General features: G+C 66.1%; 14 protein-coding genes. 1 reads left to right on the top strand and 13 read right to left on the bottom strand.

Annotated features, from left to right (window positions below):
• Nucleotides 1-14: 14 nt before the first annotated feature.
• From rpsK to EOD43_RS07960, 6 genes are all read right to left on the bottom strand, one after another.
• The gene (gene rpsK / locus EOD43_RS07985; protein ID WP_127742759.1) at nucleotides 15-404 is read right to left on the bottom strand and encodes a 30S ribosomal protein S11; all 390 of its coding nucleotides are present in this window, start codon (nucleotides 402-404) and stop codon (nucleotides 15-17) included.
• Nucleotides 405-457: 53 nt separating this feature from the next.
• Entirely contained in the window at nucleotides 458-826 is a 369-nt protein-coding gene (rpsM, locus tag EOD43_RS07980) for a 30S ribosomal protein S13 (protein WP_127742757.1), read from the bottom strand.
• A 178-nt stretch (nucleotides 827-1,004) separates the two neighbouring features.
• Entirely contained in the window at nucleotides 1,005-2,333 is a 1,329-nt protein-coding gene (locus EOD43_RS07975) for a serine hydrolase domain-containing protein (RefSeq protein WP_127742755.1), read from the bottom strand.
• A gap of 213 nt (nucleotides 2,334-2,546) precedes the next feature.
• Complete coding sequence (locus EOD43_RS07970) at nucleotides 2,547-3,182, bottom strand: 3-oxoacid CoA-transferase subunit B (protein ID WP_127742753.1); 636 nt, start codon at nucleotides 3,180-3,182, stop codon at nucleotides 2,547-2,549.
• Nucleotide 3,183: 1 nt separating this feature from the next.
• The gene (locus EOD43_RS07965) at nucleotides 3,184-4,053 is read right to left on the bottom strand and encodes an HAD family acid phosphatase (protein WP_127742751.1); all 870 of its coding nucleotides are present in this window, start codon (nucleotides 4,051-4,053) and stop codon (nucleotides 3,184-3,186) included.
• Nucleotides 4,050-4,757 (bottom strand): CoA transferase subunit A, encoded by a 708-nt coding sequence (locus EOD43_RS07960; RefSeq protein ID WP_206363504.1) that lies wholly within the window; start codon nucleotides 4,755-4,757, stop codon nucleotides 4,050-4,052. The genes EOD43_RS07965 and EOD43_RS07960 overlap by 4 nt, the downstream gene beginning before the upstream one ends.
• 144 nt (nucleotides 4,758-4,901) lie before the next feature.
• On the opposite strand from EOD43_RS07960, the gene EOD43_RS07955 reads away from it, so the two are divergent.
• On the top strand, nucleotides 4,902-5,252 hold the full coding sequence (locus EOD43_RS07955) for an antibiotic biosynthesis monooxygenase family protein (RefSeq protein WP_127742747.1): 351 nt from the start codon (nucleotides 4,902-4,904) through the stop codon (nucleotides 5,250-5,252).
• 26 nt (nucleotides 5,253-5,278) lie between these two features.
• On the opposite strand, the gene EOD43_RS07950 is transcribed toward EOD43_RS07955, so the two are convergent.
• The 7 genes from EOD43_RS07950 to EOD43_RS07920 are packed head-to-tail and all read right to left on the bottom strand — an operon-like array spanning nucleotide 5,279 to nucleotide 14,670.
• The gene (locus EOD43_RS07950; RefSeq protein WP_127742745.1) at nucleotides 5,279-7,171 is read right to left on the bottom strand and encodes an XrtA/PEP-CTERM system amidotransferase; all 1,893 of its coding nucleotides are present in this window, start codon (nucleotides 7,169-7,171) and stop codon (nucleotides 5,279-5,281) included.
• Entirely contained in the window at nucleotides 7,171-8,379 is a 1,209-nt protein-coding gene (locus EOD43_RS07945; RefSeq protein WP_164857239.1) for a TIGR03087 family PEP-CTERM/XrtA system glycosyltransferase, read from the bottom strand. The genes EOD43_RS07950 and EOD43_RS07945 overlap by 1 nt, the downstream gene beginning before the upstream one ends.
• Nucleotides 8,376-9,425: a FemAB family XrtA/PEP-CTERM system-associated protein gene (locus EOD43_RS07940; protein ID WP_127742741.1), complete on the bottom strand. Its 1,050-nt coding sequence runs from the start codon at nucleotides 9,423-9,425 to the stop codon at nucleotides 8,376-8,378. The genes EOD43_RS07945 and EOD43_RS07940 overlap by 4 nt, the downstream gene beginning before the upstream one ends.
• 1 nt (nucleotide 9,426) lies before the next feature.
• A complete protein-coding gene (locus EOD43_RS07935) occupies nucleotides 9,427-10,272 on the bottom strand; it encodes an XrtA system polysaccharide deacetylase (protein ID WP_127744670.1) in 846 nt (281 codons plus the stop codon).
• 5 nt (nucleotides 10,273-10,277) lie between these two features.
• Complete coding sequence (locus tag EOD43_RS24050; RefSeq protein WP_127742739.1) at nucleotides 10,278-11,882, bottom strand: XrtA/PEP-CTERM system-associated ATPase; 1,605 nt, start codon at nucleotides 11,880-11,882, stop codon at nucleotides 10,278-10,280.
• Nucleotides 11,883-11,914: 32 nt separating this feature from the next.
• Nucleotides 11,915-13,588 (bottom strand): porin family protein, encoded by a 1,674-nt coding sequence (locus EOD43_RS07925; RefSeq protein WP_127742737.1) that lies wholly within the window; start codon nucleotides 13,586-13,588, stop codon nucleotides 11,915-11,917.
• Nucleotides 13,585-14,670: an AAA family ATPase gene (locus tag EOD43_RS07920; RefSeq protein WP_127742735.1), complete on the bottom strand. Its 1,086-nt coding sequence runs from the start codon at nucleotides 14,668-14,670 to the stop codon at nucleotides 13,585-13,587. Before EOD43_RS07920 ends, EOD43_RS07925 begins: the two co-directional genes overlap by 4 nt.
• Nucleotides 14,671-14,673: the final 3 nt, after the last annotated feature.

The raw sequence follows: 14,673 nt of genomic DNA, 5'->3' as shown, positions 1-14,673 counted from the left end.
CTCCCAGGTGCCGATCAGACGCGGCGGCGCTTCGACGGGCGCACGCCGTTGTGCGGGATCGGCGTCACGTCGCGGATCGACGTGATGTGGAAGCCGACCGCCTGCAGCGCGCGGAGCGCCGACTCACGGCCCGAACCGGGGCCCTTGACCTCGACTTCGAGGGTGCGGACGCCATGCTCGGCGGCCTTCTTGCCGGCGTCCTCGGCTGCGACCTGCGCGGCGTAAGGGGTCGACTTGCGGCTGCCCTTGAAGCCCATCATGCCGGCCGACGACCAGGCAATCGCATTGCCCTGCGCGTCCGTGATGGTGATCATGGTGTTGTTGAAGCTGGCGTTCACATGCGCGACGCCGGCGGTGATGTTCTTGCGCTCGCGGCGGCGAATGCGCTGGGATTCACGTGCCATGTTATCCGTTCCTACCTGAGAGAGCGAGCGCCCCTTGCGAAGCGCTCAAGCCCTTACTTCTTCTTACCGGCGATCGGCTTCGCCTTGCCCTTGCGGGTGCGAGCGTTGGTGTGCGTGCGCTGGCCGCGGACCGGAAGGCCCTTGCGGTGACGCAGGCCGCGATAGCAGGCCAGATCCATCAGACGCTTGATGTTCATCGCCACCTGGCGGCGAAGATCGCCTTCCACGGTGTAGCCGGCGTCGATCGCTTCGCGGATCTGGAGGACTTCCTGGTCCGACAGATCCTGAACGCGACGCTCACGCGCGATGCCCAGCTTGGTGGTCAGTTCCTTGGCCTTGGCCGGACCGATGCCGTGAATGTAGGTCAGCGCGATTTCGACGCGCTTGTTGGTCGGGATATTGACACCCGCGATACGTGCCACTTTGCTTTTCTCCTGCTCCACAGGGCCACTGGCAAGCCGGCCCTATCTCGACGCTCGCCCCGGATTTGGGGCACCCCACCACGCGCGAAACGCGGCACACGCGTATAGCGGTACCGAATCCGGGCTCGTTGGGAATGGGTGCGGATAGTGGGATCAGGTGGGGCTGTCAACAGCCGGACTATCGATCCAGTTCCGTCCAGTCCTTGAACGGCAGGTGATAGAGCATATCGAACACTTCCAACTGCATACCCGTCGGTTCGACGGCGTCGGAGTTCCACAGCATCACCACCCCGGCCTTCAGGATCGGATCGAACAGGATCAGCGACCGATAGCCTGCGACCGCCCCGCGATGCCCGATCACCTCGCGTCCCTGATAGTGATAGCTGCGCCAGCCCAAGCCGTAGGACGCGTCCTTCAACTGCTGATCATAGTCGCGCAGGCGATGGATGGAGAATGTGCGAACCCGCGGATCGTGGATCGTGTGGAGCAGCCGATCGGACAGGACGTGCGGGCTTTCGCCCATCTGCGCGCGCATCCACAACGCCATGTCGATGATCGAGCTGTTGACCCCGCCGGCCGCCGGCACCTTGTAATAGGATTCCTCGACCTTCAGCTCGCGCCGGCCATTGTGCGGCGGCGCCCAGCTTGGCGCATTGACCAGGCCGTCGCGCCCGATGCTCGCGGTCTGCATGCCCAGCGGCCGGAACAGCTTTTCCTCGACCAGTTGGGCGTAGGGCTTGCGCCCCGCATTCTCGGCCGCCTCGCTCGCCGCATCATAGGCGATATTCTGATACGAATAGCATTTGCCGGGCGGGCAGAGCAGCGGAATGGCGTTCAGCCGGCTGCGGATCTCCTTGGGATCATGCCCATGCTCAAGGTCGTCGTCATAGGCGTTCTTCCAGATGCCCAGGCTCTGCGAGAGGACATTCTCGACCGTCGCGACCTGCTCTGCCCCGTCGCGGAGCTTGAGCGAGGGCGCCCATTTCGCGATCGGATCGGTGAGCGACAGCTTCTTCTCCGCCGCCATCTTGGCGAGCAGGGTCCCCGCCACCCCCTTCGACACCGACGCCCAGCGGAAGATGGTGTGCGCGGTAACGGGGCTGCCGTCCTTGCCATCGGTCGTGACGCCATAGCCCTTGGCGAAGCTCACCTCGCCATTTTCGATCGTCGCGATCGCGATGCCGACGACGCCCTTCTTGTCGGCGAGCCGCTGCATGCGGGCATCGAGCCGGCCATAATCGATCCGCGTCGGGCCGACCTTGCTGATGCCGATCCGGCTCAGATCGATCGACAGCCGCGCCTTGCCCTGCGGGGCCGCCGGCGTCTGCGCCTTGCGCCAGTAAATGCCGCCGACCGCGACGAAGGCGAGCAGCAGTACGAACAGCACGACACCGCCGACCACCAGCCCGCGTTCGATCGAAACGATCGTCGGCACGGGAGCATCGGGATTTTCGGAAGCGTTCGGGTTTTCAGGCTTGTTCTGTTTTGGTTGCCACGGCGCGATCATGCCCCGGCATAGCATCCCCGCCGCGCACGTCAGCCCAAAAAGTCGGGCGATCGTCGCACGCCAGCAACGGTTCGACTCACCACCCCCTCGTCATTGCGAGGAGCCGCAGGCGACGAAGCAATCCAGGCCCGCATTAGAGAGCCTCGCGAGCCTCTCTAATGCGGGCCTGGATTGCTTCGCTACGCTCGCAATGACGAGGCGCGTGGGGTGAGCTTACGCCTCGTAATGCGCGGTCGTCTTCGCCTTCACCTCGTCGGCGGTGACGCCCGGCGCCAGTTCGACCAGCTTGAAGGGCGATGCGTGATCGGGGCGCTGGAACACGCACAGGTCGGTCACGATCATGTCGACCACATTCTTGCCGGTCAGCGGCAGGGTGCAGGCCGGGATGAACTTGGGGCTGCCGTCCTTGGCATTATGCTCCATCACCACGATAATCTTCTTGACGCCCGCGACGAGATCCATCGCGCCGCCCATCCCCTTCACCATCTTGCCGGGGATCATCCAGTTGGCGATGTCGCCATTCTCCGCCACTTCCATCGCGCCGAGAACGGTCAGGTCGATATGCCCGCCGCGGATCATCGCAAAGCTGTCGGACGAGGAGAAATAGCTGGTCGACGGCAGTTCGCTGATCGTCTGCTTGCCCGCGTTGATCAGGTCGGCATCCTCATCGCCCTCATAGGGGAACGGGCCGATGCCGAGCATGCCGTTTTCGGACTGGAGCGTCACCGTCATTCCGTCGGGAATGTTGTTGGCGACCAGCGTCGGGATGCCGATGCCCAGATTGACGTAGAAGCCGTCCTGAAGCTCGCGCGCCGCGCGCGCCGCCATCTGATCGCGGGTCCAGCTCATGTCAGTTCGCTCCTTGGGCGGGATCGTCCCACCTTTTGTCGGTCGGAAACACGTCGTCGAAGCCCCCGCGCATACCGGGGCCGTAAACCGGGTTGGGCAGCAAGAACCAGCCATTGCCCCACAGCCGCGCGACCTCGCCGTGGCCGGCGGCCTCGCGCCGTTCGCGCGGGCTGGCGATCTGGTTGAACATATCGCTGAAGTCGCCCAGCTGGTCGCCGCCCATCGCGATCACGCAGTAACGCGACGCAATGGTCGATCGGCGGCCGTCCTTCTTTGATCCGGCGCTGTCGTCGCCCTGCAGGAACAAGTCCTGACCGTGGACGAAATCGCCCAGACCCGCATTCTTCACGGCAGCCACCGTCTGATCGGCGGTCTCGGCCGAACGATTGGTGTTGAAGATGACGGTCACGCCCTTCGCGCGCAGCTGCCGCAGCGCATAGACCGCGCCGGGCACGGGGGCGACCGCGGCCGCGCCGGTGCGTTCCCAGCGATCCCACGCCTTGGGATCGAACGGCCCGCCGCCGCGCCGCGCATCCTTCTCCTCGAAGCCGAGGTTGAGCAGCACCGTCTCATCGACGTCGAACACCGCCGCGAGCGGCTTGTCCCCGCACGGCACGAAGCTGGGCGCGGCAAGGGTCGAGCCTTCGGCCAGCACCACGCTATTCTTCGGGCGCCCGACGGCCGCGACATGGTTGAGCAGCGCAGCATAGGCCTGGACCGAGATCGCCCCGCCCTCACCCGAACCGTAGAGATATTGGTAGGTCGGCCCCGGCCCCGCCGGACGCGAGGACGGCGCGGTCACCGCCTGCTGGGGCGCCGCTGCGCATGCGGACAAGCCGCCCAGCGCGATCAGGGCCGCGATGCGCTTCACGCGGCGGCCCGCGGGCGCGTTGTGCGGAACTCGATCCGCTTGTCATAGGGGCTGCCGTTGATCAGCCGCTTCACATAGATGCCGGGCAGGTGGATGCTGTCGGGATCGAGCGAGCCGACCGGCACGATCTCCTCGACTTCCGCGACGCAGATGTTCGCGGCGGTCGCGGCCGGCTGGTTGAAATTGCGCGCGGTCTTGCGGAAGATCAGGTTCCCCGCCTCGTCCGCCTTCCAGCCCTTGATGATCGACAGGTCGGCGCGGATGCCGCGTTCGAGAACATAGGTCTCGCCGTCGAACTCCTTGAGCTCCTTACCCTCGGCGACGAGCGTGCCCACGCCGGTCTTGGTATAGAAACCCGGAATACCGGCGCCGCCCGCGCGCATCCGCTCGGCCAGCGTGCCCTGCGGGCTGAACTCGACCTCAAGCTCACCCGACAGATATTGGCGCTCGAACTCCTTGTTCTCGCCGACATAGCTGGAGATCATCTTGGCGATCTGGCGGGTGCGCAGCAGCTTGCCCAGCCCCTCCCCGTCGATACCGCAATTGTTGGACGCGATGACGAGGCCCTTCGTGCCCGCCGCGACGATCGCGTCGATCAGCCGCTCGGGAATGCCCGAAAGCCCGAAGCCGCCCGAACAGATCGTCATTCCATCGAACAGCAGACCTTCGAGTGCGGCCTCGGCTGAGGGATAGATTTTCGACACGGACGTCCTCCTCGCTGGATGCATCGCCGGTCTAACGGGCCGGGTCGGGGGTGGTCAATCTGTTGCAGCGCATCATTGCAAATGCGCGATTTTCCGCACGCGAAGGGCTTGACCCGCCCCCTCCCCGGACGCAGGGAGAGGGCGATGATCAAGGAACTCGCCGAGATCGACATCAAGCCCGGCCACGAACAGGCGTTCGAGGACGCGGCGCGGCAGGCGATGCGCCTGTTCCTCGGCTCGCAGGGTTGCCTCGCGTTCCGCATCCACCGGTCGATCGAACAACCGTCGCGCTACCGCATGTTCGTCGAATGGGAGACGATCGAGGATCACATGGTCGAGTTTCGCAACTCGGACGCCTTCCTCGCCTGGCGCAAATTGTGCGGCCCGCATTTCCAGAGCCCGCCGCGCGTCGAACATCTCCAGATCATCATCGACAGCGACAGCGAACCCGACGCCCCCGCGCCGACGATCGAACGGCTGATCATCGAGGGCTGAGCCCAAAAGTTTCCTATAGGAAACTTTCAGCCGAACAGCCGCCCCAGCGACTTGTCGAGCATCATCAATTGCCACAGCAGGCGGCCGTGATCGGAAAGGCCGCTCCTGTGATCGCGCACGATGCGGTCGAGCGCGGCGGGATCGAACCAGCCGGTCTGGGCGAGCATCGATCCTTGCGCGATCCGCCCAGCCTCTTCCGCCAGCGGCCCGCGGAACCACGCACTGATCGGCGTGACGAACCCCATCTTCTTCCGAAACAGGATATCGTCGGGCAGGTAGCGGCGCATCGCCTGCTTCATCAGCCATTTGCCGGTCGTCCCGCGCACGCGCATCGACACAGGCAGCCGCGCGGCAAACTCGATCAGGCGATAGTCGAGCAGAGGCTCGCGCGCCTCCAGGCTCACGGCCATGCTGGTGCGATCGACCTTGGTCAGGATGTCGCCCGGCAACCAGATCTGCATGTCGGCATATTGCGCGCGATCGAGCCCGTCGCGCGCGGGCGCCGCCGCCATCGCCTTGATGTAGCGATCCTCGGCACGATGCCCGTTTAGGCTCGACCGCATTTGATCGGTGTAGAGCCGGTGCCGCAGCGCCATCGGCGTGACGCCAACCGCCTCGGCATAAGCCTCCCCCTCCGAACGGCCGAGCGCCTGGAAGGTCGATTTCGCGCGCAGCTTCTGCGGCGCCCAGTCCATCTTCGGATAGAGACGGCCCAGCGTGCCGAACACGTTGGTGCGGAACCCCTGCGGCAGCAGGCGGCGCACGCAATCCTCGGCGTTGAAGAAGGTCAGGCGGCGATAACCGGCGAAAGCCTCGTCCGCGCCGTCGCCCGACAAGGCGACCGTCACCGTCTCGCGCGCCAACTGGCTCACGCGATAAGTGGGCAGCGCGGAAGCATCGGCGAAGGGTTCGTCGAAATGATCGGCGAGCGTGTCGGCCAGACCATAATCGTCGGCCGATACGATCCGCACGCGATGATCGGTCGCGAAGCGCGCGGCGATCTCGCCGGCATAGCGCGTCTCGTCATAATCGGGATGGTCGAAGCCGATCGAGCAGGTCTTGACCGCCTCGCGGCTCTCCTCCGCCATCAGGGCGACGACCGCGCTGCTATCCACCCCGCCCGACAGGAAGGCGCCCAGCGGCACGTCCGCGATCATCCGCGCGGTGACGGCCTTGCGCATCAGATCGACCAGCTCGGCCTCCAGATCGCGCGCCGATCCCTTAGCGCGATCGGCAAAGCTCACGTCCCACCAGCGCACCGGCGCGGGGAGCGGATGGCCGCGTCGCAACGTCAGGTGATGGCCGGCGGGAAGCTTCCTCACCCCCTGCAGCAGGCTGGTGTCGTCGGGCACGTAACCGAAGGCGAGATAGTCGTCGATCGCCGACAGTTCGGGCGTCCGCCGCAGCAGCGGATGCGCGGTCAGCGCCTTCAGCTCCGAACCGAAGATCACGCTGCCGTCCGACAGCTCGGCATAGAAAAGCGGTTTCACGCCCAGCCGGTCGCGCGCGATGAACAGGCTCGCGTCCGCCGTATCGTGGATCGCGAAGGCGAACATACCGTTCAACCGATCGAGCGACTTCGGCCCCCAACGGCGATACGCCTCCAGGATCACCTCGGTATCGCTATGCGTGCGGAACTCGACGCCCAGCGCCGTCAGCTCGGCGCGAACCTCGCGATAATTATAGATCTCGCCATTGAAGATGATGACGTGGCGGCCATCCGCACTCGGCATCGGCTGCACGCCGCCTTCGAGGTCGATGATCGACAGGCGGCGATGCCCGAAGCCGACGCCCGGCGCCGTCCAGATGCCCGAACCATCCGGCCCGCGATGCGCGATCGCATCGGCCATCGCGCGGACCCGCGCCTCCTCGACAGGCTTTGCGACCTGGAGATGGAATATGCCAGCGATGCCGCACATCAGGCGTCGGCCGCCTCGCCGTCAAAGCCGACCATGTCGTCGAGCGCGGTCAGCTGCGCCTCCCAGCCATAGCGTTGGATCATCCATTCGCGCGCGACCTTGCCCATCGCCTCGGCGGCCTTGGGATCGCGGATCAGATCGCTGACGGCATTGGCCAGATCGAGCCGTTCGGCGACGATCAGATGCTTGCCCCGCTCGGCATCCAGCCCTTCGAAGGCGGGGGCCGAGACGACCACGGGCCGCGCCATCGCCATCGCCTCCAGCACCTTATTCTGGATGCCGCGCGCGATTTCCAGCGGGGCGACCACCACCGTTGCCGCCGCCAGCCAGGGGCGCACGTCGGGTACCTCGCCGGTGATGATCACGTTGCGATTGGCCAGTGCCTTCACCGCCGGCGTCGGATCGCGCCCGACGATCGCGAACACCGCATTGGGATGCTTGGCGCGGATCGCGCGGAAGGTGCGCTTGGCGAAATGCTCCACCGCATCGACATTGGGTTTGTAATCCATCTGCCCGGTGAAGACGATCAGCGGATCGTTCTGCTCATCTTTGCGGGGGAAGGCGGCGGGATCGAAATAGTCGGTGTCGATGCCGTTGCTGACGGCCTTCACCTTGTCCGCGCCGAGCCCGGAGATGTGGCGGAACACACCCGCCTCCGCCTCGCTGACGAACAGGCTCAGGTCGGCGCGCTCGGCGGTTTCGATTTCGAACGCCTGGAGCAGTTCGCCTTCGCGCCGGTGGATCCAGCCCTTGGGGCCGGCCGCCTTCGCGCCATAGCTGGCGAACTTTTCGGAATCGACGTCGACGAAGTCCATCACGAAGCGCCGCCCGCCGCGATCTTCGGGCACGAACTGCGCCATCTGCCCCGAATAGACGAAGATCGTGTCGATAGGCCGCTTCTTCAGCAACCGCTTCACCTCCGCCTTCATGGCGCGTGATCGAAACGCGGTGAGCGAGATGGAGTCCCCCTTGGCCATTGCGCGCAGACCGGCCGACACGCGGCTGCGGCGCACGTCGACGAACAGCGAGGAACAGATCTGGCGCAAGGGGGCGACCTTGGCGACGTCGCCGGGCCGGTCGACAAAGCCGACGACATGCACCGGCGCGCGCGCCGCCAGATGGCGCAGGATATGATAGCTGCGGATCCTATCCCCCCGATCGGGCGGATAGGGGATGCGGTGAACCAGAAACAGGATCTCGCCCATCAGCCGAGCCCCCGCGCGATCCACGGCCCGATCCGGTTGGCGATCGACAAAGGCAGTTTCTGCCACAGCGACACCTGCAGCCGATATTTGGGGCTCGTCGGGTTGATCTGGCGCGGCTCCTGCCCGTCGGCGGTGCGGATGGCATAAGCGAGCGGCACCGGTTCGAACCCCCAATTCTTCTTGAAGGCGAAGGCGCCGGTTCCGAACTTCGACCGGCCGAAATCGAACGCCGTCATCCCCTGCCCCCGCGCATGGTTCATCAGCGCGTAGTACATCATGTCGTTCGCACGCCAGCGCCGCGCGTCGTGCGTGCCCCCGCCCCAATAAGGCAGCACCACGCCCTTGTGATAGAGGCTCAGCACGCTCGCCAACGGCACGCCTTCGTGCAGCACGGTCAGGATGTCGGCATCCGCGCCGAATGCATCGAGCACCGCGTCGAACAGCGATCGGGGGAAAACCGGCGTGCCGAGGTTGCGGACGCTTTCGGCATAGACGGCATAATGCTGCGCCCGGTCGATCTCGCTCGCTCCGATCCGCACCTCCAGCGGGAAGCCAAGCGCCTTGCGCACCTCGGCGCGCTGCTTGCGCGGGATGGCGAGCAATTCGGCCTCGTCATCGGCGGTCAGCGAACGCGCGAAGCCGGCATAGATCCCGCCTTCGACATGCCAGCCCGACCCCGAAGGCAGCGCACCACCGCGCAGTTCGAGCGAGGGGCAGCTCAGCCGCTCGGCCCAGGTCCAGCCCGCCTCCGCCAGCGCATCGACGATCACCTGATCGTCGGCGATCGGCCCGCCGCCCACTGCAAACCCCGCCGAAGCCAGCGCGCGACCGAATAAAGGCGAATGAACCTCGGTCATCGGCAACAGCCCGACGATCGCGCCATCGCGCTCGGCGATCAGGTAGCGCGCGGTCTGCCTGCACCCGCGCTCGACACCCATCAGCCATGCCGGCCGATGGAACGCGCTGCCCTGATCATGCGCCATCACATAGGCGTGGATTGCGGCACGCTCCGCGGGGCTGTCGAGATCGGCCAGCCGGGTCGCGATCATGTCAGGCCAGCGCCTCCGCCGCCTTCGCCGCAACCGCATCGACCCGCCCCCACGCGAAATCGCCGATCGCACGCTCCAGCTTGCCCTCCATCGCGGACAGGCGGCTATAATGGCGCAGCTTCGATTTGAGCGGGGCATTCGCGACGCGCGGCTGGCCGGGATCGATCTCCCACGGATGGAAGTAGAAGATGGCAGGCTGGCCAAGGCCGTTCACCTGCCGGATCGCCCAGCGCGAAAAGGCATAAGGGAACAGACGGAAGAAGCCCCCGCCCCCCGCCGCCAGTGTCCGCCCCCGCAGCTTGGCGGTCGTGACCGGCAGTTCGATCAGGGAGTTGTCGTGCAGCGGCTTCCACGCGAAGCGCGGGCTTTCGGGCCATCCATAATGATCGTGGACGACCGGCGCGACGCTCGACGAATAGACATGGCCTTCCTCGGCCAGGATCGCATGCGCCCACGGGGTGCGCGTATCGATCGAGAAGCTGGGCGCGCGATAGCCGGTGACGGCGGTGCCGCCCAGATCCTCCAGCACCTGCTTGGCCTTGCGGACGTCTGCGCGAAACTGCTCTGGCGTCATCTGAAAGACGCGGCCATGATCCCAGCCGTGGCTCGCCAGCTCATGCCCGCCCGCGACGATCCGCTTGATGAGCGCCGGATAACGTTCGGCGACCCAGCCCAGCGTGAAGAAGGTGCCCTTCGCCCCCATCCGGTCGAACAGGGCGATCACCGCATCGGTGTTGCGCTCGACGCGGGGCGCCAGGCTGTCCCAGTCGCTACGATCGATCGTCTTTTCGAACGCGCCGACCTGGAACCAGTCCTCGATATCGACGGACAGGCCGTTCAGCACCACGGGTTTCAAGCCGCGTCCTGGCTACCGTTCGCACCACCGCTGCCGCCGCCCGGCCCCTGATCCTTGGTCTCGACCAGTTCGACCAGCAGCGAAAGGGTGCGGCGCAGGATCGCCTCCTGATCGGCCAGCCGCGCCTCGAGTTCGGCATTGCGCGCGGCAATGTCGCGAAGCGCCTCATTGTCGCCCGCAGCGGCGGCCGGCGCAGGTGCAGGCGGCACCGCATAATCGGGCGTGGTGTAATCCGGAACCGGCGCGGGCGGCGGCGGAGGCGGCGGCACATCCTCAACAGCGCGCAGCGGCGGATATACAGGTGCGGGCGGTTCGATCGGCGCAGCGGCCACCGGCGGCGGGGCTGGTTCGGGCTGCTGTGCCTGTGGCGGCACATCGCCATCATAACGCGGCGGCTGCGCGATCGGCGGCGGCGGCGCCTGTTCGGGCATCGAAAAGCCGCTCATGTCATAAGCCCCGGTCGGTGCCTCGGGCGCCTGCGGCTCGTCCATGTCGTAAGACGGCTCGGTATAAGACGGCTCGACATAAGCGGGCGGCACGAAGGGCTGCGGCGTCGCGCTATACGAGATATTGGGCGCAGGGGCCGGAGCGGGCGGCGGCACAGGCGCCGCAACAGGCGCGGGGGCCGGCTCCGGGAAAACCTGCGGCGCGATAACGGGCGCGACCGGAGGCGGCGGCGGTGTCGGCGCGGGCTGCTGCGGCTCGATCCACGCGGCCGGAGCAACGGGCGTGGGATTATACTGGAACGGCTGCGGCTTGCCCTCGGGCGTCGCATTTTCCGCCGGCATGATGCTTTCGGAAGCAAGATCGGCCGCGACATCCTCGATCACGTCGATGTCGATGTCGACCAGTTGCTCGATCGCCCCCTGCAACAACACGCGCGCCGCCAGCATGTTGAGCCGGCGCGGCACGCCGCCCGACAGGCGGTGCATCGCGGCGAAGGCTTCGGCGGTGAAGCGCGGCGCGCCCTTCCATCCGGCGCAGGCCAGACGGTGCATGATATACGGGCCGGTCTCATCGACCAGCATCGCCGTCAGGTGGTGCGTCGCGATCACACGCTGGCGCAGCTGTTCGAAGCGCGGCTGGGCCAGCGCCTCGCGAAACTCGGGCTGGCCGAGCAGGAAGATCTGGAGCAGCGCCTGCCCGCCGAACTGGAAGTTCGACAGCATCCGCAACTCTTCGAGCGCGGTGATCGGCAGGTTCTGCGCCTCGTCGACGATCAGGAGCGTGCGCTTTCCGCCGCGCGCCTGTTCGTGGAGGAAGCGTTCGATCCGCGCGAGGATCTGGCCCTTCGCCATCCCCTCGCTCTGCACGCCGAGCGAGAGCGCGACGATGCGCAGGATATCCTCGCCCTCAAGCTGGGTGGAAACGAGGTTGACGGCGGTCAGGCGCGATTTGTCGATCGCGCCCATCAGGCGGCCGACCAGCATCGTCTTGCCGGTGCCGACCTCACCCGTCACGACGATGAAGCCTTCGCCCTGGGCAAGGCCATAGCCGAGATAGGTCATCGCCTTACGATGCGTCGCGCTATCGAAATAGAAGCGCGGATCGGGCGTCAGCTGGAACGGCCTGTCCGTCAGGCCATAGGGATCATGATCCATGTCGGACCCCCCTTAGGCCGGTGCGGATCGCGTTAGAAGTTGTATCGTACGCCAAGCTCTGCACGCCCCAAGATGTCGGCCGCATCCCCTTCCCGCTTCGACGCCTCTACGCTGACCGAGGCGGAAGCGATCAGGCTCCTGCCCAGAATGCGCGAATACCGACTGTTCATGACAAGCGACTGAACATCGGGCGTACCGGCCTGGCCATTGATAAACAGGTTGCCGTTAAAAGAAAAGTCGACCGAGGATTTTGGCGACAGCGCGTGGTTGAGCCCGCCCGTGACGAAGATGGTCTGATCGACCACGCCGTCCAGCGACACCGCCAGCGTGGGATCGTCCTGATAGGTACGACGCGAATAGCCGCCGCCCAGATTCAGCGACGTCTGCCGCATCTGATAGCCGTAGACGAAGTTCATCCCGCGCGTGCGATACATGGTCGACGCCGACGATCCGAGCGTGCCGCCAAGACAGCTGCCCATGCCGGGATTCTTGCCGAACACGCACTGGCTGTACGGCGTGCTGCCGCTGCCGCCCATGTCGTCGGGCTCCTGCAACTGGGTCGGCGCGCCGGCGAGCCCTGCGGTCACGCCGCGGCCGAAGCTTTCGAGGCGATCGAACACCACCAGCGCCACCGACGATTTGGAATCGGGCTTCATCTCGATCAGGCCGGTCACTGTGAAGCCGCCATAGCGATAGCCCGCGCGCGCCTCGACATGGGTGCGCCGGCTGGGCGACCAGATCAGGCCGCCATCGGCGACGAAGCCGGCAATATCATAGGTCAGGACGCGCGGATCCGAAGGATCGGCCTGGAAACGCCCGTCGGCATCGAGGATCGGGATCCCGTTCGCATCCACCAACGTCGACTGCTTCGAGTTGGTCGAGCTTTCGTAGCCGCCGCTGCTGACGAAGGCGATCGTCGCCGACAGCGGCACGCGCGTTTCGAGGATCGCGTTGTAATTTTCGAAGCGTTCGTTGAGCTGCCCCGAATCTTCGCGGCTATATTGCGAACTCAGCGTCCAGCTGAACGGCAGGGTGCCGCGCTTCATCCCGATCTGCGCGGTCGCCAGATGGCTGACCGAATCGGAAAAACGATCGAAGCCGGGCGTCACCGGCACGCCCTGGGTCGAATTGCCGGTGGTCACATAGCTGAAGCGATAGCTCGACGCGACGTCCAGCTCGCTGATGTTCGTCGCGACCGACGGCTGGATATAGGCGCCATAGACCTGCGAGATATTGTCGGCATTGCCCACATTGCCCAGCGGCGCGGCGCCCGCCGGATTGACGCGGGTGTAGGTCGCAATCGCGCCGACATCGAGCGCGGAGACATCGGGGATGATGCGGATGCTCGCCCGCGCGATGCCGTTATGCGAACCCGATCGACCGACATCGCCCTGCTGCCGGATGCGGCGGGTGTAGGTGTAGAACAGGGTCGATGCGACGCGGCGCGTATTATATTCGACGCCCAGCCCCGCAATCGCCTCGGCGTAGGTGACGGTTTCTGCGTCGCCCTTGAGCGCGCCCTGCGTGAACTCGCGCACATCGATATAGGGGGTAATCGTCGGGCGACCGGTGCGCTGCGGCTTGCCGCCGGGCAGCCCGCTCATGTCGACGCTCTGCGCATGCGCGACGCCGCCCGCCGCGACGGCGAAACATAGCGCAAGGCCCGCAACGAACCTCCGCACCGCCCCCGAAGCGAGCGCGCTCATCGCGGGGCTTCATACCCGTAATAGCTGCCGAAGCGGCGCGAGCTGGGCGAGAAGCGGACCTTGTTGAGCAGCAGCTGGATTTCCTCGCAGCCACCGAGCAGCAGCGTCGCATCCCGCAGTTCGGCCTCGCCGGTGCGATCGGCCTGCACGACCAGCAGCACCTGCCCGACATGATAGGCCAGCACCGACGCCGGCGACGCCGCCAGCGCGGGCGGGCTATCGAACAGGACGATGCGGTTGGGCTTGGAGGCCAGGCGATCGAGCACGTGGCGGGTGCGTTCCGCCGCGATCAGCTCGGTCGCTTCATTGGTATATTTGCCCGACGGCAGCACGCACAGGCTGCCCACATCAGTCTTGATCACCAGCGTTTCGACATCGATGTCGGGATCGGCCAGCGCGTCCATCAGGCCCACCGGCCCTTCGATGCCCAGCGTCGACAGCACGGTCGGCTTGGCGAAGTCGCCATCAACCAGCAGCACTTCGACATCGCGCTCGTTCGCCATCGAAAGCGCCAGATTGACCGCGCAAAAGGTCTTGCCCTCATTTGCCTGCGCCGAACAGATCAGCAGGCGGCGCCCCTTGGGCAAAGCGGTCGGCCCGATCGCGTTGAGCAGCAGCGTCCGCTTGACGATGCGGAACTCCTCGGCAAGCGCCGTGATCGCCGCGTCGGGCATGATGAAGCCCTGTTCGATCAGCGAGGCGCGATCGACCTTGGCGGTCTTGTAGATGATGTCGGGCGCGGGCAGCGCCGCCGGCTCGGCCGCGACCTGCGGCGTAGCGACAGGCGGCAAGGCCCCTGCCCCGCCACTGCCCGCCAGCGAGACGGGCGGCGGAGGAGCCGGCGCGTCGATCAGCGGCGGCGGCGCGGGCGGCAGTTCGGGGGCCGGCGCGGGCTTGAACGGATCGAAGGCCGGCTGGACCGGCGGCATATCGATGATCGGGGTCGGTTCGCCCGTCGGCGGCACGAAAATGCGCGCGCGCAGAATCCCCTCGAAATCATAGACCGAGCCTGCACGCTCGATCAGCGATCCGCCGCGGCGACGCCCCTTTTTCTGGGCCTTGTCTGGGATCTGATCATCCATCGT

The sequence above is a fragment of the Sphingomonas crocodyli genome (genome assembly GCF_004005865.1).
GTDB classification, from domain to species: Bacteria; Pseudomonadota; Alphaproteobacteria; order Sphingomonadales; family Sphingomonadaceae; genus Rhizorhabdus; species Rhizorhabdus crocodyli.
The sequence above is the reverse complement of the archived record's forward strand: the minus strand, read 5'-3'. Positions and strand labels throughout refer to the sequence as shown.

What these genes read in the sequence shown, in the direction of transcription:
- rpsK (WP_127742759.1), bottom strand. Translation starts at nt 404, where the DNA reads ATGGCACGTGAATCCCAGCGCATTCGCCGCCGCGAGCGCAAGAACATC.
- EOD43_RS07975 (WP_127742755.1), bottom strand. Translation starts at nt 2,333, where the DNA reads ATGATCGCGCCGTGGCAACCAAAACAGAACAAGCCTGAAAACCCGAAC.
- EOD43_RS07970 (WP_127742753.1), bottom strand. Translation starts at nt 3,182, where the DNA reads ATGAGCTGGACCCGCGATCAGATGGCGGCGCGCGCGGCGCGCGAGCTT.
- EOD43_RS07955 (WP_127742747.1), top strand. Translation starts at nt 4,902, where the DNA reads ATGATCAAGGAACTCGCCGAGATCGACATCAAGCCCGGCCACGAACAG.
- EOD43_RS07950 (WP_127742745.1), bottom strand. Translation starts at nt 7,171, where the DNA reads ATGTGCGGCATCGCTGGCATATTCCATCTCCAGGTCGCAAAGCCTGTC.
- EOD43_RS07940 (WP_127742741.1), bottom strand. Translation starts at nt 9,425, where the DNA reads ATGATCGCGACCCGGCTGGCCGATCTCGACAGCCCCGCGGAGCGTGCC.
- EOD43_RS24050 (WP_127742739.1), bottom strand. Translation starts at nt 11,882, where the DNA reads ATGGATCATGATCCCTATGGCCTGACGGACAGGCCGTTCCAGCTGACG.
- EOD43_RS07925 (WP_127742737.1), bottom strand. Translation starts at nt 13,588, where the DNA reads ATGAGCGCGCTCGCTTCGGGGGCGGTGCGGAGGTTCGTTGCGGGCCTT.
- EOD43_RS07920 (WP_127742735.1), bottom strand. Translation starts at nt 14,670, where the DNA reads ATGGATGATCAGATCCCAGACAAGGCCCAGAAAAAGGGGCGTCGCCGC.